We start from the raw sequence: 21,440 nt of genomic DNA, 5'->3' as shown, positions 1-21,440 counted from the left end.
TTATTTCCTTTTTTCGCCGAAACGCTTAGGTTTAACATACACGTTAATTAGTGGCACAAATGCATTCATAATAAGAATGGCAAATGAAACTCCTTCAGGATATGCTCCAAATACACGGATCACTACTGTTAGGACACCGATTCCCACACCATAGATGATCATTCCTTTATTCGACATTGGAGAAGTAACATAGTCGGTTGCCATGAAGATAGCGCCTAATAACAAACCTCCGGTCAAAATATGGAATACAGGTCCTGCATATGCTTCTGGACTTATCATGTGAAGAATTCCAGTTAAGATCGCAACAGAACCGATCACAGCAACAGGAATGTGCCAGGTAATGATCTTACGGATCAACATATAAATTAATCCAAGAACTAAGGCAGCTCCTGCAATCTCACCCATTGAACCTCCCATATTCCCAAGGAACATGTCCATGTTTGAAGGTATTTTATCCATTAATGATGAAAGAGATTGACCGCTTTTCAATCCTTCCTTAATGATGGCAAGAGGAGTAGCTCCGGTTTCCACATCAATATATCCACTGGTTAAACCTTTAGACACAGGCCAACTGGTCATCTGTACAGGGAAAGAGATTAAAAGGAATACACGACCAACCAATGCTGGGTTGAATACGTTGTTTCCTAATCCTCCAAATGTCATTTTACCAATACCAATTGCAACCAAGGCTCCAATCATGATGATCCAGATTGGAAGGTTTGATGGTACGTTAAAGGCCAAAAGAATACCAGTGATAAGGGCAGAACCATCGTTAATGGTAACTTCAGTCTTTAAAATGTATTTTTGAATTAAGAATTCGAATAAGTAACATGATGCTACGGCGGTTAGGGTTACAACTAGTGCACCTAATCCAAAGTAAAAGAACGAAAATAGCAGCGCCGGAAGCATCGCAAATACCACCCCATACATGTTTTTCTGTATGGAATCTCCACTATGAACATGCGGAGATGGTGCGACAAGTACTTTGGTGTTCATATTTTATAATTTTATTAGTAATTGAGTTAATGTGTGAATGAGTTAATTAGTGAATAGTAATTCATCATTTGTAACTCATAATTCCTAATTATTTACGTGCCCTCATAATCTGGCCCACTTTACCTTTTCCTAATCGGATGTAATCCAATAGAGGACGGTGAGCAGGGCAAGTGAAACTGCAAGAACCACATTCGATACAATCCATTACTGCATCTTTTTCTAAGCGCTCGTAATCTTTCTTATCAGCACATACCATTAGCAAGTATGGTTCAAGTCCCATTGGACAAACAGAAACACACTTACCGCAACGGATACAAGCTTTTGTAGCTTTACGTGCAGTTTCTTCTCTAGGAAGAAGCAATAAACCTGAACTACCTTTTGTCAATGGCACATCAACACTTGATAATGCTTTTCCCATCATAGGACCACCGCCTACAATTTTACCAGTATCTTCAGGCATTCCACCTGCAGCTTCGATAATATCTTTAACCGGGGTACCAATACGGAACATCCAGTTTGAAGGATTCTTCAATGATTTACCAGTAACAGTTGCAACACGCTCAATTAATGGCTTGTTTTTCTGAACTGCCTCATAAACTGCATAAGCAGTACCAACATTCTGAACAACAGCACCAACTTCAATAGGTAGAGCTCCTGAAGGAACTTCACGCTTAATGGTAGCAGAAATTAATTGCTTTTCACCACCTTGAGGGTATTGAGTTTTTAATGGACAAATCTCAATTCCATTATAGTTTGCAGCAAGTTTTGTAAGGTGAGCAATTGCATCTGGTTTGTTATTTTCAATACCGATAATTGCTTTGTTTACCTCAAGAGCTTTCATTAAGATTTGAGTACCAACCAATACCTCATCACCTTTTTCCAACATGATTCTGTGGTCAGAGGTTAAGTAAGGTTCACACTCAACAGCATTAATGATTAAAACCTCTGCAGTTTTTCCTGGAGGAACTGAAAGTTTAACATGAGCAGGGAAAGTAGCACCACCCAAACCAACGATACCAGCATCGCCAACTTGTTTGATGATTTCTTCTTTACTTGCTTTGATATCTTTTACCAATTCTTCGCTTCGGTCGATATGCTCTAACCACTCATCTCCATCAACTTTAATAATGATAGAGGTTCTGCGGAAACCACTAGCATCCAAAATATCATCTACTTTGAATACTGTTCCGGAAACAGAAGAGTGAATATTTGCAGATACAAATCCTGAAGATTTAGCAATTAGTTGTCCTACTTTTACTTCGTCGCCTTTTTTAACGATTGGTGTAGCTGGAGCACCAATATGTTGTGAAATTGGAATGCTAACCATTTGGGGTATTGGCAATGCCTGGATTGCGCTTTCAGCAGATAGTTTGTTTTCTGCTGGATGAATACCTCCTATAGAAAATGTTTTTAACACTGATTATCCTCCTATTTATTTGTTATCAGATGTTTCTTCTTTCGAATCGTTTGCTTTTGGCTCAGCTTTAGGAGCATCTTTAACTTCCGCTTTAGCAGCTGCAGGTTTTACTGTTTTAGCATCAGGTTTTGCAGCAGGCTTCTCTTTACGAGGAGGGAAGTTTAATTCATGTATTGCATTGGTAGGACAAACTACCACACATTTTCTACACAATTTACATTTGTTGTAGTCGATGTAAGCAAGGTTGTTTTCTACTGTAATTGCATCGAAAGGACATTCTTTCTCACATTTGCGACAACCAATACATGCTACATTACAAGCTTTTTTCGCCACTGCCCCTTTGTCCTTGTTTACACAAGACACAAAAATTCGACGGCTCTTAGGTCCTTTTTTGCGAAGCTCAATAATGTTATTCGGACAAGCTTTAACACAAGCGCCACAAGAAACACACTTGTCTTCAATAATAACAGGAAGACCAGTTTCTTCGTCCATATACATTGCATCGAAATTACATGCTTCAACACATTCGCCAAGACCTAAACATCCGTGCTGACAACCAGTTTCACCACTGTAAAGCGATGCAGCAATGGAACAGGAAGCTGCTCCATCGTACTGATTTGTTTTCGGACGGTTCTCGCAAGTTCCGTTACAACGTACAACAGCAACAGTTGGGTCTGCTGCTTTAACTTCGTGTCCTAAAAGGGCACCTACATGTGACATTACTGCAGCTCCACCAACAGGGCAGTTGAAGTTTGAGATGTCGTCGGCTTTTACCAATGCTTCGGCAAAACCCCTACAACCCGGATAACCACAACCCCCGCAGTTTGCTGCAGGCAATGCTTCTTCAACCTCGTCAATTCGAGGATCTTCGTACACTTTGAATTTTTGGGCTACAAAATACAGGATAATTGCTGCTGTAACACCAATCGCACACAAAGCCAGAATAGTGATAGCTATAATGCTCATAGAATTAAATGTTTACGATTTTTTCTATTGTAAATGAAAACGTTTTCTTTAAACGTCCTTTAAAAAAGGACAATATGATATAATAAGGTGGTAAAACTGCCAATGATAGTAAACCACTTATTAGTTCGTTGTTAGTAATTGATGTTGCTATAAAAAGAACAAGTAACACAAGAATAAACGGGAGTACATATGCCAACATTAATGCAAACCAGCCTAAGGATTCGCGATAAGTTAATTTGACTTTTTCTCCTACTGAATACTTGTTGCTAAAATCAATAACATCAATTGATTTTTCCTTCATGTCAGACATTGTACATGCTCCTTTAGCGTGACAACCTGCACAAGCCGAAACATTAACAATTCCGACTGTAATCTTACCATCCTTTATTTCCAGGATAGTCCCCTCATGATCAATTTGTTTGGGAGTACTCATGATTTAGCCCCTTTTTATTTAGTGTATGTGTTTGTTCGCTGTTTATCAGCGCCTTTAAATAGGTATGTTATTTAACACATGGCAACAAAATTAACACTTTAGGTCACATTCCATCCTGAAAAAGTCTATTTATAGCGTGTTTAAATAGAGGGACTTCCTTGCTTTTGTAATGTAGAGATTACAATTTTTCATGTATCTATATTGAATACAGTTAGTTTGGGCTATTCAAGAAAAAAATCGCTAATTTTTGTATTTTCTGCAAACGAGATAATTTAGATTGCTTTTAGATAATGGGTGCTTGATTGAAGTCTCTGGAACAACAGGAGTCGAGGAATGTGAATTTTCATGCAGAATTAAATTGAACCACAAAGAGACTTTCCCCTTTTTTGAATTCCTAATTTTGATAAGAGTGTATTACCTGTAAAGTGTTAAAAAATAAACTTTACATGTGATTATTGTAAAGGAGCTTGTATTAATTGGAGTATAGAACCTGTATTTTACAGTATCTACCTGGTTTAGCAAACAGGTAAAGTAGGTTGTTGAAGGTACTTGGGTAGCTTATTAATATAGCTATTGCAGCTCAGGTAGCTTTATAAAAAATGCCCAACGCATTAAAATACATTGGGCAAATATTTTAGGTGTATATTTATCTTGCTTAGAATTGAAAACGCAATGCCACATAAGGCATTACCGAATTATCAGCTTTAAAACTTCCATCATCTTGCTTGTTCCAGGTCCATTTGTAGTCTATTCCTGTTGCTATAATAGGACTTATTTTATATGCGAAACGAATTAATGCCAATGAATTCTCATCGAATTCAAAAGCATCACCAAAATCAACCAAATTGGCTTTTGTATAATATCCTTCAATAATAATCTTATCGAATAAATCTTTCGTTTTAAGATTTAGCTGCATGGTGGCAGGGGTTTCTTTACTTACATTATCAGGCAGAAGTAAATTACCTCCAACTAAAACTTTATCCATTAACGAAGCGGTTAAGGATCCGTAAATACCCTGCTTATTTTTAGCATCGCCCAATGCAGCAATTTTTGCATCCTTATTGATTTCGTAATGCGCATCGAAGAATTGCGGCAGGTAATTGTCGGTATACCAAAGGCGTTCAATTCTCGAATTCAATCTAAAGAAATTGCCTACGACATTCATATTGGCATTAACACCAATTCCCATACCTTTTCCTGCGCCATATCCTTGCGCAGGAGGGATTGCCTGATGATATCTGGCCAGTGAATCTGATTTAATTTTTGCCATTTTGCTAAAGTGGGTATATCCGGTAAGGTTGATAAAATTGGAATTGATAAAAGTGATTCCCATGTCAAAACCATAGGCTTTCATCCCATCAGAAAGGAATTCATTTTTCCCGGTATCATCTCCAAAGCGATTGGTTCTGTCTTTATCGCTAATGTAAGAGAATCCAAAATCTAATGTTTTAAGAACTGGAATTCCACTAGCTCCAAACGGACGAACATAAGGACGAATGGCGAACAGATTAAATGATTCAAGATTAAAATCGCTATACAAACCTTCGATACCAACAACTTTTTTAATTCTAAAATCGTAGCTAACACCTACTTTTCGCTTTTCAAAACTAGGTGAGTTGTTGTAGTTATTTAACAAGCTACCATAGCCAAGAGATTCGCCTCTTAATTGCCCTACTTTAATAAAAACAGGATCTTTTTTCTTACGACCATAACGTACATAGCTGATAAGACGAAGTATTCCAGCTCCATTTTTGAATTCGTCGCTGTACAATTCTCCCGATTCTATGTTGAAATAAATTGGAAGATCAAATCCTACACCTACTTTTCCCAGGTTCAATTCAGGTTGAAATCTTGCACCAGCATAGTTTTCTCCACCAATTCGGGCAAAGACAAATGCACCAGTGAAAAGGCTGATGGAGTCAGGATTGCTTAGGTTTTCGAATGAATTATCGAAACCGTAAAATAAATTGTCTTCTTGAGCATGCAGGTTCCCTACACACAGAAATATAGACAAGATAGAGAGTCGTAATAGTTTTTTCATATGGTTATATTGGTTATTGATATATGTGTACCGAACAAAGAATTATGAACCCTATTTTATTATCAAGAGCATGCTTTTGGGATTAAGGATAATATTGAAAATACAATTTAAAAGTATAAATTTATTATTCAATAATTAGCTAATAACACTCCAATTTACCTTTGTCTTACTAAGTCTTTTTACTTGTTTGGCTAAAGTGAAGTTTTCTTCTTTTTCCAGAAGTGGATCATCGTCTAAAATTTCCTGTGCAACATCTCTTGCATATTGTAGTAACTGACCATCTTTACCAAGATGAGCAATTTTTAGATCATAGGAAATACCACTTTGTTGTGTTCCTTCAATATCTCCAGGACCTCTTAGTTTTAAATCTACTTCGGCAATTTCGAAACCATCGTTGGTTCTTACCATGGTTTCAATTCTTTTTCTGGATTCATTGGAAATCTTGTAGGATGACATTAGGATACAGTATGATTGTTCGGCACCACGACCAACACGACCACGCAATTGATGCAACTGCGATAAACCAAATCTTTCGGTACTTTCAATCACCATTACCGATGCATTGGGTACATTAACACCAACCTCGATTACGGTAGTTGCCACCATGATTTTGGTTTCACCTTGCGCAAATCTTTGCATTTCAGCATCTTTTTCGGCAGGTTTCATTTTACCATGAACCATGCTTATGCCGTATTTTTCAGGAGGAAAAGCACTGGCCACACTTTCATATCCTTCTTCCAGATTTTTATAATCCATTTTTTCCGATTCTTTAATCATCGGATATACCAAATAGATTTGCCTTCCCAAATCAACTTGCTTTTTCATGAATTGATAAACCTGACGTCTTTTGTTCTCGAAATAGTGAACCGTTTGAATGGGTTTTCTTCCTGGCGGCAATTCATCAATTACTGAAACTTCCAGATCACCATACAAAGTCATTGCTAAAGTTCTAGGAATTGGAGTTGCAGTCATTACCAGTACGTGAGGAGGAATGTTATTTTTTTTCCATAACCTGGCACGTTGTGCTACACCAAACCTGTGTTGCTCATCAATAATTACCAAACCAAGATTATTGAACTGTACAACATCTTCGAGCAGGGCATGTGTACCAATCAGAATTTGTAACTCTCCACTTTTAAGGTCTTCGTGTATTCTGCGTCTGTCCTTTTGTTTTGTGGAACCAGTAAGTAAAGCAACATTTACATCAATTCCTTCCAGAAATTCAGAAATGCTTTCCATGTGCTGTGTTGCAAGAATTTCGGTAGGAGCCATTAAACATGCCTGGCAACCATTGTCTAGAGCCATAAGCATACACATCAGCCCAACCATGGTTTTACCACTACCCACATCACCTTGTAGCAGGCGATTCATTTGTTTCCCGGAACCAACATCCTTGCGGATTTCTTTAATAACTCGCTTTTGTGCATTGGTTAATTCGAAAGGCAAATTGTTTTGGTAGAAAGAGTTAAAGTATTCACCAATTTTTGCGAACGGATGTCCTTTGTATAGGATTTTCCGTTTCATTTTCATTTTAAGAATGTTGAGTTGGATATAGAACAACTCTTCAAACTTTAAGCGATATTGTGCTTTTTTAAGGATCTCGGCATTTTGCGGGAAATGAATCTGCAGCAATGCTTCGTGCAAGTTGATTAAACCCAGTCTTTTGATCAGCGGTGCAGGTAAAGTTTCGGGTATTTTCCCATTTACTGATTTGAGTGCATTTTCTTGCAGTTTCTGAATTGCTCGTGAATTCAGAAAGCTATTCTTCATTTTTTCAGTAGTCAGGTAAAAAGATTGAAGAGAAGCATTAATCTTCCCGTTGCTTTTATTGGCTTCTTCTATTTCAGGATGAACAACATTAATCTTTCTGTTGAATTCTGAAGGTTTTCCAAAAACAATGTAATCGGTATTTGGCTTTAGGTTGCCTTTAATGTATTTAATGCCTTTAAACCAAACCAATTCCATGGTATTTTCACCATCGGTAAAATAAGCAACCAAACGTTGTTGACGTTTTTCACCCAAAGTTTCGATGCCTGTGATTTGGCCTCTTACCTGAATGTAAGGTAGTTTTGAGTTGATCTCCCGAATTGAATAGAATTTGGTTCTATCGATGTATTTGTACGGAAAATGATACAACAAATCCTCGTAACTATAAATCGATAATTCTTGATTCAAAATGGAAGCTCTTTTTGGACCAACTCCAGCTAAAAATTTTATATCCAGACCAGCTAATTCAGACATTTAAAGTATTGAAAGTTCAAAAAATCTAATAATTTTAATTGTTGAGAAACTCAAATTTACAATTTAATTCGCCAAATATACATAAACACTAGCATGAGTGGAATTCGTTATCGACTAAAAAAAAGATTAATTCGTTTAAGAACTTATCGCCGAAAGGGCTTTGGAGAACATTCGTCATATGCAATTGATTTGATAACTAATATATTCGGAGCTAAGCTTCATTATTATGCCTTTCGTGATCTTCAACAAACCAGGGAATTGGCGGTGAAATTGTTGAAGGCATCTTGTAAATCAGCTGCCATTAGTGCAGGTCGTGCAAATTATCTGAAGGAGGAAATCCTAAATTTAAAAAGAGGAAAGGATGTGGATCGTTTGATTTTTCGATTGATGAACTACTATCAAGTAAAAAAGCCTGTGTTTATTGGAAATGGTTTGGGCTATACGAAGGCATATATGGCCAAGGTTGATTCTAGAATTAAACTTCACTGTATTGGAGATTGTCTTAAAAATGAAGAGATAAATTCTAAAATTTTTAACAAGCAGCTTAAAATTAATAATGTAGAATCTATACATTTTAATGAATTAGAGGGAGTTGATTTTGTGGTAATATCCAATTTGGCCAGTATGGAAGATATTGAGTTGTTTAGAATTAATTATCCTCAATTTTTGGGCAGATCTTCTATTCTAGTTTTTCAAAACATGAATAGAAATCCCCTATTGTTGGAAACTTGGAAAACCCTAAAATGTTCTCCTTCATTTGATTTTTACCTAAACATACACTCTGTTGGAATTTTAATTTCTATGGATAATACGGAAAAATAATTTCTTAGAATCGTTCTAAATAATAAAAAATTTTATCTTTGTTATAACTGCTAATATTTACCGACAAACTTGTAGGTATTAGCCAAAAAAATAGAGCAATGGATAAATTTAAAGTATATACAAAAACAGGGGATAAGGGAACTACCGGACTTATTGGTGGAACACGTGTTCCAAAATATCATTTGAGGTTAGAAGCATACGGAACAGTTGATGAATTGAATTCTTACATCGGTTTAATTCGATCTCATCAAATTGAAGAAAAAACTCTGGAAGTTTTAAATATCGTACAGAATAAGTTGTTTTTGATTGGTTCTCGTTTGGCTACTGATGATGAAAAATCTGATTTAAAACAAAAGCTAAATCTGAGTGAAGATGATATATTATTGTTGGAATCGGAGATGGACAGAATGGATGAAGAGCTACCAGAATTGAATAATTTTGTTCTACCTGGCGGGAGTCCCTTAAATGGATTTTGTCATGTTGCAAGAACAATTTGTCGTAGGGCAGAGAGAAGAGCCAATCAATTATCAATAGAAATTGACATAAATCCCTTATTGTTGAAGTACTTAAACCGTTTGTCGGACTACTTATTTGTGTTATCACGTAAGGTTTTAAAGGATGTTGGGGCTGATGAAATAAAATGGGAGCCTGACTTGTAAATTCGGAAAAAAAAATTATATTCGCAGAATAAAGGAACCTAAAAATATTTTGAACTTATGTATTGGACACTTGAATTAGCAACAAAACTTGAAGATGCCCCATGGCCGGCTTCCAAGGATGAGTTGATTGACTACGCAATTCGCTCTGGTGCGCCGCTAGAGGTGATTGAAAATTTGCAGGAAATCGAGGAAGAGGGAGAGATTTTTGAGAGTATTGAGGATATTTGGCCTGATTACCCTAGCAAAGGAGATTTTTTATTCAACGAAGATGAATACTAAAAAATAAAAAACGAGGTTTTGTTTCAAAACCTCGTTTTTTATTTCCTGCTTTAATCTGCTCATCAATCGGTAGATTCCGCTTTTAATATGCTTTTAGCTGTATGTGGAGGTGTATTTCTCCATATAAATATATCTTCTTTTGACTTTGGCTGAACACCATCGAACCAACGGAAATTTTTCAGGAATAGCATTTCTTGTTCTACTTCAAACAAAGGATACATATTGCCATCAGGTTTTTTGATAAACTTAATCTGATCGATTTTGTTATCCTTTATAAGTATTGTAATATTACTGCTCTTGGCAATATTCATTCCCATTAATATATCTTTGTCTTTAGGATAATATATGGTTTCACCATTGCCATCAATATCTAATTGGTAAATTTTATTGTCTCTAACATGACCAAGCATGTTCTTTCCTTTGATCTGGTTGTAAAAGACACTGTCTTCTTTTGCCGTTAGAAAAGAAGAACCTCTAAAATGAAGATATTTTAGTTTCTGATTTTGTGTTTCGATACCTATGGTATCAGCCACCATCTGATTGCCCTGTGCCCATAAAACCGGATCGTTAAACAATCGGATAGTGGAGTCTTGCATGGTATATACCAGAGAATCACATTTACCCTGCAAATCAGGTCGGAAAAACTTCACATGATGGAAAGCCTTTATTAGTTCATAATCTGCACTGTCTTTTGATATGGTAAGCGTATCTGCGTGTAGAAAAAGAGAATCCTGTTCGGCCACTTGAATAAAAACTGCCGAATCTGTCATTAGTGCTTCTTCGGTATTCTTAAAAGTTTCTAAAAAGTGTCCTTGCAAGATGATATTATTAACCGTGTCTTTTAATTCTACATTATCGAATATTCTAGCGGTTTCATTGTTTTTATCCAGGTAAATGCTATCGCCTTTTATTTGATATGCTTTACTATTAAGAGTCGTATTTTTAAAAAATTGCGATATTCCAGTTGCTGTATTGTACCATCCATCTTCCGAATAAAGTGTTTCAGTTTCATTTTCGATGGTAGTAGGACCTAAAATAAAAGCAGTTTTACTAAGCGTGTTGTATTTTAGTGTGTCCGATTTTAAAGTATAGTCATTACTTAGAACCTCTACGCTATCTTTAAAGAACAACAAATCCTGTCGCGTGTAATATCTTCCAATGCTGCTGGTAAGCGTATTGTTTGTGTCTATAATTTTTCCACCATTAAAATAGTAACCTACACTTTCATTCATGTCAAAATCAAGAAATTCAGTGGTAACCGTAACGGTTTTATTTTTAAGCTTTACATTGTCACGCATTTCAGCCAGTTTGGTGTTTCCGTAGTACTTTAGTACATCCCCATAAATGTGAACTGTGTCTGAGCTAATAATGTGAACATTACCATATGCAACAATTCTGTTGTCGCCTCTGAATTGATATACGCTATCGCAATACATCTTAATGTTTTCATGGGTTATAAATACATTGCCATTGAAAACAGTAAGTTGTGATTCTGATTTTAATTCGGCTCTGATATCATCTGAGTTTTTAATTTCAATTAATGATTTTTTCTGAGCTTCCAGCGTAAATGAGAAAAGGCAGAATATTCCTACGAATAGAATAATCGATTTATATTTTGTAATGATGCAAGGCATTCCTTTTATTTTAATAATTCTGTTATAATATCTTCAACACTAATTCCTTCAGCTTCGGCCTTGTAGTTTTTCATGATTCTATGTCTTAATATAGAAACTGCAACTTCCTTTACATCTTCGATATCCGGAGAATATTTTCCGGAAAGAAGAGCGTGTGCTTTGGCACCAACCACCAAATATTGCGATGCTCTTGGTCCAGCTCCCCAATTGATATACTCATTTGCCATAGGATGCGAGAACTCGGTATTAGGCCTCGATTTTGCCGCCAAATTTACAGCATATTCCAATACATTTCGATTAATTGGTACTTTTTGTATCAATTTTTGATAGTAAGAAATCTTTTCACCCGAAATAATCTTGTTCAATGCAATTTCCTTGCCACATGTAGTGTTTTCAACAATCGAAATTTCATCTTCTAATTTTGGGTAATCCAAATAAATGCTAAACATGAAGCGGTCCAATTGAGCTTCAGGAAGAGGGTAGGTACCTTCTTGCTCGATTGGGTTTTGTGTGGCCAATACGAAAAAAGGCTTTTCAATTTCGTAATTTTTACCATTTACCGTTACCATTTTTTCTTGCATTGCCTCCAATAAAGCCGATTGAGTTTTGGGCGGCGTACGGTTGATTTCATCAGCAAGTAGAATGTTGGCAAACAAAGGACCTTTTATGAAATTGAATCTACGTTCATTGTTTAATATTTCTGTTCCAATAATATCAGAAGGCATTAAGTCTGGTGTAAACTGTATTCTTTGGTATTTTAAGTCTAATACCTGTGCAATTGTGTTTACAAGTAAAGTTTTAGCAAGTCCGGGAACACCAATCAGTAAGCAGTGTCCATTGCTAAAAATCGAAATCAATACCTTTTTAATGATTTCATCCTGACCATAAATTTTCTTACCAATTTCCTCAAGTAGCTTTTTGTAATCGGCGTGTAAGGAATTAGCAGCTTCAACTTCTGATTTAAAGTTCATAAGGATTTAGTATTTGGATTTCCTTGAAAAAATTCAGACACAGCAAAAAGGCTGTGTCTGAGAAAATATTTTAAGCTTAATTATTTTTGCCAGCCTTTGAATCTGAATTTTGCATTTTTGTATGAATCATCAATGTGAACGTAAGTGCCAGATTGTTTTTCTTTGATCCATTTATCAAGAACATCTTGCTGTTTTTGATTGGTCAGCATATTCTCAAAAATGCTCCAATCGTCAGATAGGTTTGCTGTGTGAGATTTGGTTTCTGATTTTATCTTGATGATTTTGTAAGCATCCTTTCCTCCGGAAACATCTAAAAATGGCTCCGAAATTTCTTTGATTTTTAAGCTATTAATCTGTTGAGCAATTGCAGGTGGCAAATTGTCTTTTTCAAATCTAGATGAACCAGTATATGGATTAACAATCAAACCACCATTATTTCTGGTATCCTTATCAGCTGAGAAATAAAATGCAGCTTCATCAAATTTCAATTTCTCATTTCTAATTAAATCTGCAATACTATCTAAACGTGTAGTAGCTTCTTTTCTTTTTTCTTCTTCGATTTTTGGTTTAAGAAGAATGTGACGCACATTAATTCTTTCTCCTTTTCTATCGATAAATTGAATGATGTGAAATCCATATTCAGTTTCTACAATCTTAGAAACTTTATCCGTTTTTAGGTTAAAAGCTACGTTTGCAAACTCTGGTACCAAACTAGATCTGGGCGTATAGCCTAATTCACCACCTTGACGAGCACTTCCCGGGTCTTCAGAATAAAGAACTGCCAATGTAGAAAAGCTCTCACCCTTATGTACTCTGTCTCTAAATTCTCTTAACCTGTTTCTAATTCTGTCTTTCTCGTCATCAGTAACTTTTGGATATCGAACAATTTGTTGTACCTCTAGTTTACCAGCAATTGTAGGCAAGCTGTCTTTGTTTAGTTTATTGTAGAAATCACGAACTTCAGCAGGAGTAATGTGGATATCTTTTGTGATTTCTGCCTGCATCTTTTCTTTAATGCGTTCGTTTCTGGTAGGTTCTCGCAAATCATTTTTCATGTCAAGAATTGATTTGCCAAAATATTGTTCCAATTTTTCTTTCGAACCTATCCTTTGAATGTACATTTCCATTTTACGATCAAGATCATCCTCAACTTCTTGTTCGGTTACCTCAATACTATCAATCGCAGCTTGGGCAATCATAAGTTTTTGAATCAACAGATCTTCAAAAATTTCGGTTTTCAAGTCAACACTACCCGATGTATATCCTTGAGCCTTAAGACTGATAAATCTTTGCTCAACATCCGATTTTAATACAACCTGATTACCAACCACGGCAATGATTTTATCTACCACATTGTCTTGAGCATTAAGAGTAAGAATACTCAGTAACAACAGTGTTAACACCGTGTAAGTTTTTCTAAAAATGTAACGCATATTTTATGGTTTAATAAATTTTGAATTTATTTTTCGATTCTGCATCTCTATAGATGTTTTCTTCGAGATTTTTAATGAATTCTATTTTTCGTTTATTGATTATTATTTTTCTAATGTCATCTCTCACAAAATCAAGAGGAGCAACATTATTTTTGAACTCAACATTTTTAATGGCAACAAAATACCTGTATGTCGAATCTTCTGTTTCAATGTGTTTTCTACTTTTTAATAATTTGTCTTCATCTCTAAATTCGAAAGGGATTCTATATAATAGTTCTTTTGCATTTACCCATTGCCCGCTAAAATTATCAAATTTTGTGGCATTCTGAAAACAGTAGTCTTCCAATTCGTCCCAATCTTCTTCTTTTTCTGATTTATAAAGCTTTTGAATTTTTTTATAATCGGGAACAGGCTTTGAAATTTGAATGTATAAAACTTTGATAATGTTTCGATTCAATATGAAGTTGCCAGAGTTTTGTCTGTAATAATTGTCAATTTCAAAAGAGGCAACAGCGGTATCAAGTTTTTGCTCTAAAAGTTGTTGCTGGTATTTGTGAATAATTAAAGAGGAACGATAATCTTCCACCATTTTACTAACATCTTTATCTTCTTCAGAAAGGTTAAGTTCAGCTTTTGAAATAATTAATTGTTTTTTTATCCATTGGTGAATGTAGTTGTCAGCAATAAGTATACTATCTTCTTTGGTGCTTCCATTAGGAACAACAGCTGATACTTCACTCATGTATAAAAATTTCTGATTTACTTTAGCAACCGCCTTGTCTTCTTTCTGATTGTAATTACAAGCAATCATGCCTGCAAGTAAAATTATTGTAAGTATGTATTTATTCATTCTTATTTGTTCGCAAATTTGTTAAAGCTGGATGATTGATTTTTACAGAATATTTCTTTCTAAGTTCTTCCGACCATTTTTCCTCAAGCCAAGCTCTGTAATCCTCCAATACAATGTCTTTAACTGTTTCGTAATCAGCTTTTGTTTTGTATTTGTGCTGATTGTTAATGTAATATTCTTTTGTTTTTTCTTTGTTTGAAATATTATTCCATATTGTTTCTTTTGTGATAAAATAAACTAGAATTCCATTTTCGTATTCATCCAGCAATGTTTTTAGCTCTTGATGTCTTTCTGCAAGTTTATTTTTGTGGTATGCTAAGATACAAGTGTTTGAGAAATTAACATATAATCTATTGATATAATCTTCAAAATTTTCGTAAATATCTTTCGAAGCTTGTTTGCCTAGGAATTCAGAAAACTTTTCTTGAGAGTAATCTATATCTTCTATCGAAAATAAAGTTTCCCACAGTTCTGCATAAGCATAATCCAGAATCGAGTAAAAATTTGATAGTAAATTCTTATTTTCCTCGAATTGATATCTTTCTTTCAACTGCTTGATTAATTCACTTTCTGAAATTCTTGATCTGCTATCTTCTTCCAAAAGCTTAATTAATTCACCCTTGCATTGTTCAAGATTATTATATTCCTTTTTATCCAAAAGCTGGATAATGTGGTATCCAAATTCAGTTCTCATTGGCTGTGAAAAATCTCCTGTCTTTTTTAAATTAAAAGCAGTTCTTTCAATTGTTGGGTGGGTTTCGAATAGTCCAAACCATGGCAAAACACCATTGTTTTTTATCGAACTTACATCGTCGGAATATTTTTGAACCAATTCGGGAAAATCAACTCCTGATTGAAGAAGTTGGTATATAGAATCGGCTTTTATTTTGATCTTATTTTTTTCGTTTTTCTTTTTAAACTCAAGCATAAGGTGTCTAACTTTCACCTTTCCCGGATTTTTAATCCTGTCAATAGTTTGGATAATATGGTATCCGTAAGGAGATCGAATAGGTTTGGAGTACTTGTCTTTTGACGTATTGTATGCAGCGGTTTCAAAGGCGTAATCCATGTCGAAAGCTGTAATGTATCCTAGTTCACCATTGTTTTTTCTAGCTGATAAATCATCAGAAAATTGATTGGCAAGTTTTGAAAACTTCTTACCATCCTTTAATAATGAATAGATTCTGCTAGCTTCCTGGTAAGCTTCAAGTGTGTCTTTCGGCGTTGCTCTGCCTTCAATCTTAATTAAAATATGACGAGGCTTTACGAAATATTGAATTCTTTCGAAGGTTTCTTCAAGTAAATTTTGATTGATTTTTACGGGATACAAATAAGCATTGAATGCTTGATTGTGATAGGTTTCAACTTCCTGAATAACTTCGGGTAAAGTGTCAAATTGAAGATTTCTGGCTTCAGTAGCTTTGAGATGAAAATCGATGTATAAATCTAAAGATTCTTTTAGAGAAAGCGGATTGTTGTGTTGATCGCGAAGCTTATTACTCTCATAAAGTTCTAAAAATGGAGCCGAAGGATAAGAAGTATCATTAATGCTAAAAAGGGTATCTGTTGAATTGTATTGCCCGTAACTTGCCAACGAGCAATATAAAACTGTAATCAGATATAATAAACCCTTCCTCATTCAGTAATTATATGGTAAATATTCTAAAAAAGAAAACGGTAACCCGTACCATAACGGGTTACCGAAATATATGCGATAAAATTATCTGCTATAGTTAGGAGCTTCGCGAGTAATCGCAACATCATGTGGATGACTTTCTGCCATACCCGAAGCTGTAATTTTAACAAATTTGGCATTGTGCAATTCTTCGATACTTGCAGAACCACAATATCCCATACCTGCACGTAAACCACCAATTAACTGATAGATTACTTCATAAAGAGTTCCTTTATAAGGTACACGTGCTACAATTCCTTCAGGAACCAATTTCTTGATATCATCTTCTGCATCCTGGAAGTAGCGATCTTTTGAACCGTGTTGCATTGCTTCAACAGAACCCATACCACGATACGATTTAAATTTACGACCGTTGTAAATAATGGTTTCTCCCGGTGATTCTTCAACACCAGCAAGAAGTGATCCTGCCATAATACAATCTGCTCCGGCAGCAATTGCTTTTACAATATCACCAGAGTAACGCAAACCACCATCTGCAATTACAGGAACACCAGTTCCCTTAAGAGCTTTAGATACTTCGTAGATTGCACTTAATTGTGGAACACCAACACCAGCAATAACACGAGTGGTACAAATAGAACCTGGTCCGATACCAACTTTAACAGCGTCAGCACCAGCGTCAACCAGCATTTTTGCAGCCTCAGGAGTAGCAATGTTACCAACAATAAACTGCATGTCAGGAAACTTTTTCTTTGCAGTTTTTAGTACTTCAACAACACCTCTCGAATGACCATGAGCGGTGTCAATAATAATAGCATCGGCATTTGCTTGAACCAAAGCTTCGATTCTATCCAATGTATCACCAGTTACACCAACAGCAGCAGCTACACGCAAACGGCCTTTCTCATCCTTACAAGCCAATGGCTTATCTTTTGCTTTGGTAATATCCTTATAGGTTACCAAACCAATTAGTTTGTTTTTTGAATCAACAACTGGTAATTTTTCAATTTTGTGAGCTTGAAGAATTTCAGCTGCTTTTTCCAAATCAGTTGAATCGGAAGTGGTAACAATGTTTTCACTTGTCATTACTTCTGATATTGGACGATCCATATCCAATTCGAAACGCAAATCACGATTGGTAACAATACCTAATAGTGATTTATCTGTGTCAACAACAGGGATACCACCAATTTTGAATTCCTTCATCAATGCCAAAGCATCTTTTACAGTTTTGTAAGGAGGAATTGTAATAGGGTCGTAAATCATCCCGTTTTCAGCTCTTTTTACAGTTAATACCTGTTTTGCCTGAGCTTCGATACTCATGTTCTTGTGAATTACACCAATACCACCTTCACGAGCAATGGCAATTGCCAAAGCAGATTCGGTAACAGTATCCATCGCAGCAGACACCATTGGAGCATTAAGAGTAATGTTACGGGAGAACTTAGTTTTTAAACTTACGTCTCTAGGAAGTACTTCAGAATAAGCAGGAACCAAGAGAACATCATCAAACGTTAGACCGTCAGAAATAATTTTATCAGATACGAATGACATTATGCAATAATTTTAGATTTAAATTGCATGCGAAAATACAAAAAAATAGCGGAATAGAACTTGATTACAAATACTAAAAATTGTTAATTGACTTAATTCCACCCAAAAGTTAGTATTTTTAAACTGTTTTATTGATAGAAAAAGTGAATAAAAAGACCATAAATAAACTGGAAAATAAATAAATGGATCGATTTAAGGATGTTCTAAAAAAATATTGGGGCTATGGAATGTTTCGTCCTTTGCAGGATGAAATTATTAAATCGGTTTCAGAAGGAAAAGATACTTTGGGCTTAATGCCAACCGGAGGAGGTAAATCTTTAACTTTTCAGGTTCCGACTATGGCAATGGAAGGGATTTGTTTGGTGGTTTCGCCTTTGGTTGCCTTAATGAAAGACCAGGTTCAAAATTTAAGAGAGAAGGGAATTAAGGCTGAACTGTTGTACTCCGGGCTTTCAAGACATGAAATTGAAAACATTCTGAATAAGTGTTTGTTCGGGAATGTGAAGTTTTTATACATATCTCCAGAGAGAATAAGTTCAGATCTATTTAGGAAGAAGGCTGTGCAAATGAATGTTTGCCTAATTGCTGTGGACGAATCGCATTGTATTTCGCAGTGGGGTTATGATTTTCGTCCTTCCTATTTGAAAATAATTTCGCTTCGTGAACTTTTGCCTGATGTTCCGGTTTTGGCATTAACCGCCACGGCAACAAAAGATGTAGTTTCTGATATTCAGGAAAAGCTTGGATTTCCTGAGAAGAACGTATATCGAAAAAGTTTTGAGCGTAAAAATTTGGTGTACCTGGTCAGAGAAACCGAGGACAAGCCAAAATATCTGCTCAAGATTCTGAACAAGCAAAAAGGAAGTTCGGTTGTTTATGTACGAAGTAGGAAAAAGTGCAAGGAGTTGGCCGAGTTCCTAAAAAATAATAGCATAAAAGCAGAATTCTATCATGCAGGATTGCCGAACGAAGTGAAAGATTTTCGTCAGGAAAGATGGCGAAAAGGAATTGTGCAGGTTATGGTAGCAACCAATGCTTTTGGTATGGGAATCGACAAATCGGATGTGCGTTCCGTTGTACATATGGATTTGCCGGATACATTGGAAGCCTATTTTCAGGAGGCGGGAAGAGCAGGAAGAGATGGCAAAAGAGCTTATGCTGTAATGCTGTATTCAAATCCCGATAAGGTACAGTTGCTGAAAAGAATAAAAACATCATTTCCCGAAAAGGATATGATTGTTAGAGTTTACCAGGCATTGGGGAACTTTTTGCAAGTGGCGGAAGGAGCTGGCAAGGATGCGGTTTTCGACTTTGATTTGGGGCAGTTTTGTCAGAATTTTAAATTTAATGTTCTGCAGGCTTTTAGTGCATTAAAGATATTGCAACGAGCGGGATACATCGAATTGACAGATGATTTGGAGCATGAGTCGAGAATACATTTTGCAGTCCAACGCGATGATCTGTATAAGTTCCAGGTGGCCAATAAAGATTTTGATGCCTTTATAAAAATACTCTTACGATCGTATACTGGTTTGTTTACCGATTATGTTCCTATTAATATCGATACTTTATCCAAAAGAATTAAAGCCGAAAAAGAATTAATAATTGAATACCTAAAAGAATTATCGAAGTATGGTATCATAAAATACATCCCAAGAAAGAAAACACCTTTTATATTATATGCCCAGGAGCGATTGCCTGTCAGCTTTATTAAATTGAGTAAAGAGGTTTACCAGGAAAGAAAGGAAAATCTTGAAAGTAAAATTCAATCGGTAATTGATTATGCAGAATCGGAAAACATATGTCGTTCGAAATTCTTACTGGAATATTTCGGGCAAAAATATGCTCCCGATTGTGGGATGTGTGATATTTGTAAAAGCAAAGAAGAGAAAGAGCTGAGCGAAGAAGAGTTCAAGGAAATCTATTATGCGATCTTGAATTTAATTGAAAATGATTATTTATGCATTGATGAACTTGTGGATCGTTTAGAATACAAGGATGATAAGATTTTAGAAGTAATTCAACATTTAAAAGACAACGAAGAGGTAGATTGCCAGAGTGGTAATCGAATAAAATACATTCCAATTTAGTTCATAATTTAACCAATAATATAAGGGGATAGAACAGGCCTATTGGTCAAATCTTATATGCCGACTGGAAACTAAGGATTTATTATTCGTAAAATCTTGTTATTTTTGCAAGGTTGTAGGAAAAAATAAAGATGGAAGATCAATTTGAACACGTAGTATATTCTAAAAATGTTATTGAATTTGTAACGGTAGCAAACGAATTTTGTTTGTTGTTGGAATCAAGTTCAAAAGTTTCGAAAGTTGAGTTTGTTGAAACAGCTCAAAAATTATTGCCACTGCTTTATTTAAAAGCGTGCATGTTACCAAAAAATGAGAATGAATTAGAGGAGGAGGTTGAAAAATTTGTGACTGAATCTGATTGGGAATTCATTCATTCATCGGTAAAAAATAAAATGGGTGCTCACAATGAGTTTTTAGAAGTGTTTGAGAACGACATGGAGTATAGCGATACACCATTGGTAGCTTCTATTTCTGAAAATTTTGCCGATATTTATCAGGATCTTAAAGATTTTATTACTTCATATAAGATTGGAACTGTTGAGGTAATGAATGATGCACTTTGGGATTTAAACAACCATTTTTACGAATATTGGGGTCAAAAACTAGTTAATTCGCTAAGAGCAATGCACAAGTTGGCTGCCGATAAAATTAATTTAGATGATGAATCGGAATTAGATGCTGATTCAAATATCGATAACATAGACATGAGTGGATCTATTTTCTCGCAACGTAAGAGAGAATGGGGCGAAGACAATGAATAAGGAATACAAATTTCCTGAGTAAAAGAGTAGTAAATGTTGCCATTTCAAAAATCAATTACAAGCGAAGAAGCAAACAAAATGCCGTTAAAGGCTTTCGAAGGAGATATTATACTTGTTGATGAGTATAAAGATCTGTACGAAGCCGTTCAATACCTTAAAAAATATTCTATTTTAGGTTTTGATACAGAAACCCGACCGTCGTTTAAAAAAGGAAAAGTAAACGATGTTGCTTTGCTACAGTTGGCAGCTAACTCTAAAACATTCTTGTTTAGAATCAATAAAATAGGGCTTCCTGAAGAAATTATTGACTTGCTAAATAATCCAAATATTGTGAAAGTTGGAGCAGCAATAAAAGACGATATCAGAGGCTTGCAAAAGTTGAACGACTTTGATGCCAATGGATTTTTGGAGTTGCAAGACTATGTTTCCAATTTTGGAATTGAAAGCTTTTCATTGAAAAAACTTTCTGCTATTGTATTGAATTTTAGAATTTCAAAAAGACAACAAGTATCCAATTGGGAGGCAGAAACATTGAGTCCTGGTCAGTTAAGATATGCTGCAACAGATGCATGGGTATCTTTAAAGATTTTTGAAAGATTGAAAGCTACAGAACAAGAATTGTAAGAATCTCACAAAATACCATGGCTGCTTGCAGTC

General features: G+C 35.4%; 18 protein-coding genes. 6 read left to right on the top strand and 12 right to left on the bottom strand.

Translation table 11 applies throughout. From position 1 onward, the window contains the following. The 6 genes from NQ163_RS07645 to recG all read right to left on the bottom strand — a co-directional run bounded on the left by NQ163_RS07645 (nucleotide 1) and on the right by recG (nucleotide 8,094). Nucleotides 1–996 carry an RnfABCDGE type electron transport complex subunit D gene (locus tag NQ163_RS07645; RefSeq protein WP_268189714.1) on the bottom strand — a complete coding sequence of 332 codons (996 nt, stop codon included), beginning with the start codon at nucleotides 994–996 and terminating at the stop codon, nucleotides 1–3. Between the two features lie 88 nt (nucleotides 997–1,084). After that, the gene (gene rsxC, locus NQ163_RS07640; protein WP_268189713.1) at nucleotides 1,085–2,413 is read right to left on the bottom strand and encodes an electron transport complex subunit RsxC; all 1,329 of its coding nucleotides are present in this window, start codon (nucleotides 2,411–2,413) and stop codon (nucleotides 1,085–1,087) included. 15 nt (nucleotides 2,414–2,428) lie between these two features. Beyond that, nucleotides 2,429–3,379, bottom strand: coding sequence for a Fe-S cluster domain-containing protein (locus NQ163_RS07635; protein WP_110361560.1), 951 nt, complete (start codon nucleotides 3,377–3,379; stop codon nucleotides 2,429–2,431). Nucleotides 3,380–3,383: 4 nt separating this feature from the next. Next, a complete protein-coding gene (locus NQ163_RS07630) occupies nucleotides 3,384–3,812 on the bottom strand; it encodes a SoxR reducing system RseC family protein (RefSeq protein WP_120238821.1) in 429 nt (142 codons plus the stop codon). Nucleotides 3,813–4,467: 655 nt separating this feature from the next. After that, on the bottom strand, nucleotides 4,468–5,853 hold the full coding sequence (locus tag NQ163_RS07625; protein ID WP_268189711.1) for a hypothetical protein: 1,386 nt from the start codon (nucleotides 5,851–5,853) through the stop codon (nucleotides 4,468–4,470). Nucleotides 5,854–5,988: 135 nt separating this feature from the next. Further along, nucleotides 5,989–8,094 carry an ATP-dependent DNA helicase RecG gene (gene recG, locus NQ163_RS07620; RefSeq protein ID WP_268189709.1) on the bottom strand — a complete coding sequence of 702 codons (2,106 nt, stop codon included), beginning with the start codon at nucleotides 8,092–8,094 and terminating at the stop codon, nucleotides 5,989–5,991. A gap of 93 nt (nucleotides 8,095–8,187) precedes the next feature. On the opposite strand from recG, the gene NQ163_RS07615 reads away from it, so the two are divergent. The 3 genes from NQ163_RS07615 to NQ163_RS07605 all read left to right on the top strand — a co-directional run bounded on the left by NQ163_RS07615 (nucleotide 8,188) and on the right by NQ163_RS07605 (nucleotide 9,854). Further along, nucleotides 8,188–8,916 carry a hypothetical protein gene (locus tag NQ163_RS07615; RefSeq protein ID WP_268189708.1) on the top strand — a complete coding sequence of 243 codons (729 nt, stop codon included), beginning with the start codon at nucleotides 8,188–8,190 and terminating at the stop codon, nucleotides 8,914–8,916. A gap of 98 nt (nucleotides 8,917–9,014) precedes the next feature. Next, nucleotides 9,015–9,575 carry a cob(I)yrinic acid a,c-diamide adenosyltransferase gene (locus NQ163_RS07610; RefSeq protein WP_268189707.1) on the top strand — a complete coding sequence of 187 codons (561 nt, stop codon included), beginning with the start codon at nucleotides 9,015–9,017 and terminating at the stop codon, nucleotides 9,573–9,575. Nucleotides 9,576–9,632: 57 nt separating this feature from the next. After that, nucleotides 9,633–9,854: a DUF2795 domain-containing protein gene (locus NQ163_RS07605; RefSeq protein WP_054714819.1), complete on the top strand. Its 222-nt coding sequence runs from the start codon at nucleotides 9,633–9,635 to the stop codon at nucleotides 9,852–9,854. 62 nt (nucleotides 9,855–9,916) lie between these two features. On the opposite strand, the gene NQ163_RS07600 is transcribed toward NQ163_RS07605, so the two are convergent. From NQ163_RS07600 to guaB, 6 genes are all read right to left on the bottom strand, one after another. After that, on the bottom strand, nucleotides 9,917–11,488 hold the full coding sequence (locus tag NQ163_RS07600; protein WP_268189704.1) for an OstA-like protein: 1,572 nt from the start codon (nucleotides 11,486–11,488) through the stop codon (nucleotides 9,917–9,919). A 5-nt stretch (nucleotides 11,489–11,493) separates the two neighbouring features. Next, nucleotides 11,494–12,459, bottom strand: a complete 966-nt coding sequence (locus tag NQ163_RS07595; RefSeq protein ID WP_268189703.1) for an AAA family ATPase — start codon at nucleotides 12,457–12,459, stop codon at nucleotides 11,494–11,496. An 80-nt stretch (nucleotides 12,460–12,539) separates the two neighbouring features. After that, nucleotides 12,540–13,892, bottom strand: coding sequence for a peptidylprolyl isomerase (locus tag NQ163_RS07590; RefSeq protein WP_268189702.1), 1,353 nt, complete (start codon nucleotides 13,890–13,892; stop codon nucleotides 12,540–12,542). 10 nt (nucleotides 13,893–13,902) lie between these two features. Beyond that, nucleotides 13,903–14,742, bottom strand: coding sequence for a hypothetical protein (locus tag NQ163_RS07585; protein WP_268189701.1), 840 nt, complete (start codon nucleotides 14,740–14,742; stop codon nucleotides 13,903–13,905). Continuing rightward, nucleotides 14,735–16,381, bottom strand: coding sequence for a peptidylprolyl isomerase (locus NQ163_RS07580; protein ID WP_268189700.1), 1,647 nt, complete (start codon nucleotides 16,379–16,381; stop codon nucleotides 14,735–14,737). Before NQ163_RS07580 ends, NQ163_RS07585 begins: the two co-directional genes overlap by 8 nt. Nucleotides 16,382–16,462: 81 nt before the next feature. Then, nucleotides 16,463–17,932 (bottom strand): IMP dehydrogenase, encoded by a 1,470-nt coding sequence (gene guaB, locus NQ163_RS07575; RefSeq protein WP_268189699.1) that lies wholly within the window; start codon nucleotides 17,930–17,932, stop codon nucleotides 16,463–16,465. Nucleotides 17,933–18,114: 182 nt separating this feature from the next. Here guaB and NQ163_RS07570 point away from each other — a divergent pair, with 182 nt between their 5' ends. From NQ163_RS07570 to NQ163_RS07560, 3 genes are all read left to right on the top strand, one after another. Further along, nucleotides 18,115–20,022, top strand: a complete 1,908-nt coding sequence (locus tag NQ163_RS07570) for a RecQ family ATP-dependent DNA helicase (RefSeq protein ID WP_268189698.1) — start codon at nucleotides 18,115–18,117, stop codon at nucleotides 20,020–20,022. A gap of 131 nt (nucleotides 20,023–20,153) precedes the next feature. Beyond that, nucleotides 20,154–20,783, top strand: coding sequence for a DUF5063 domain-containing protein (locus NQ163_RS07565; RefSeq protein WP_268189697.1), 630 nt, complete (start codon nucleotides 20,154–20,156; stop codon nucleotides 20,781–20,783). Between the two features lie 33 nt (nucleotides 20,784–20,816). After that, nucleotides 20,817–21,407: a 3'-5' exonuclease gene (locus NQ163_RS07560; RefSeq protein WP_268189696.1), complete on the top strand. Its 591-nt coding sequence runs from the start codon at nucleotides 20,817–20,819 to the stop codon at nucleotides 21,405–21,407. Nucleotides 21,408–21,440: the final 33 nt, after the last annotated feature.

Source organism: Marinifilum sp. D737 (assembly GCF_026672275.1).
Taxonomy (GTDB): Bacteria; Bacteroidota; Bacteroidia; order Bacteroidales; family Marinifilaceae; genus Marinifilum.
The sequence above is the reverse complement of the archived record's forward strand: the minus strand, read 5'-3'. Positions and strand labels throughout refer to the sequence as shown.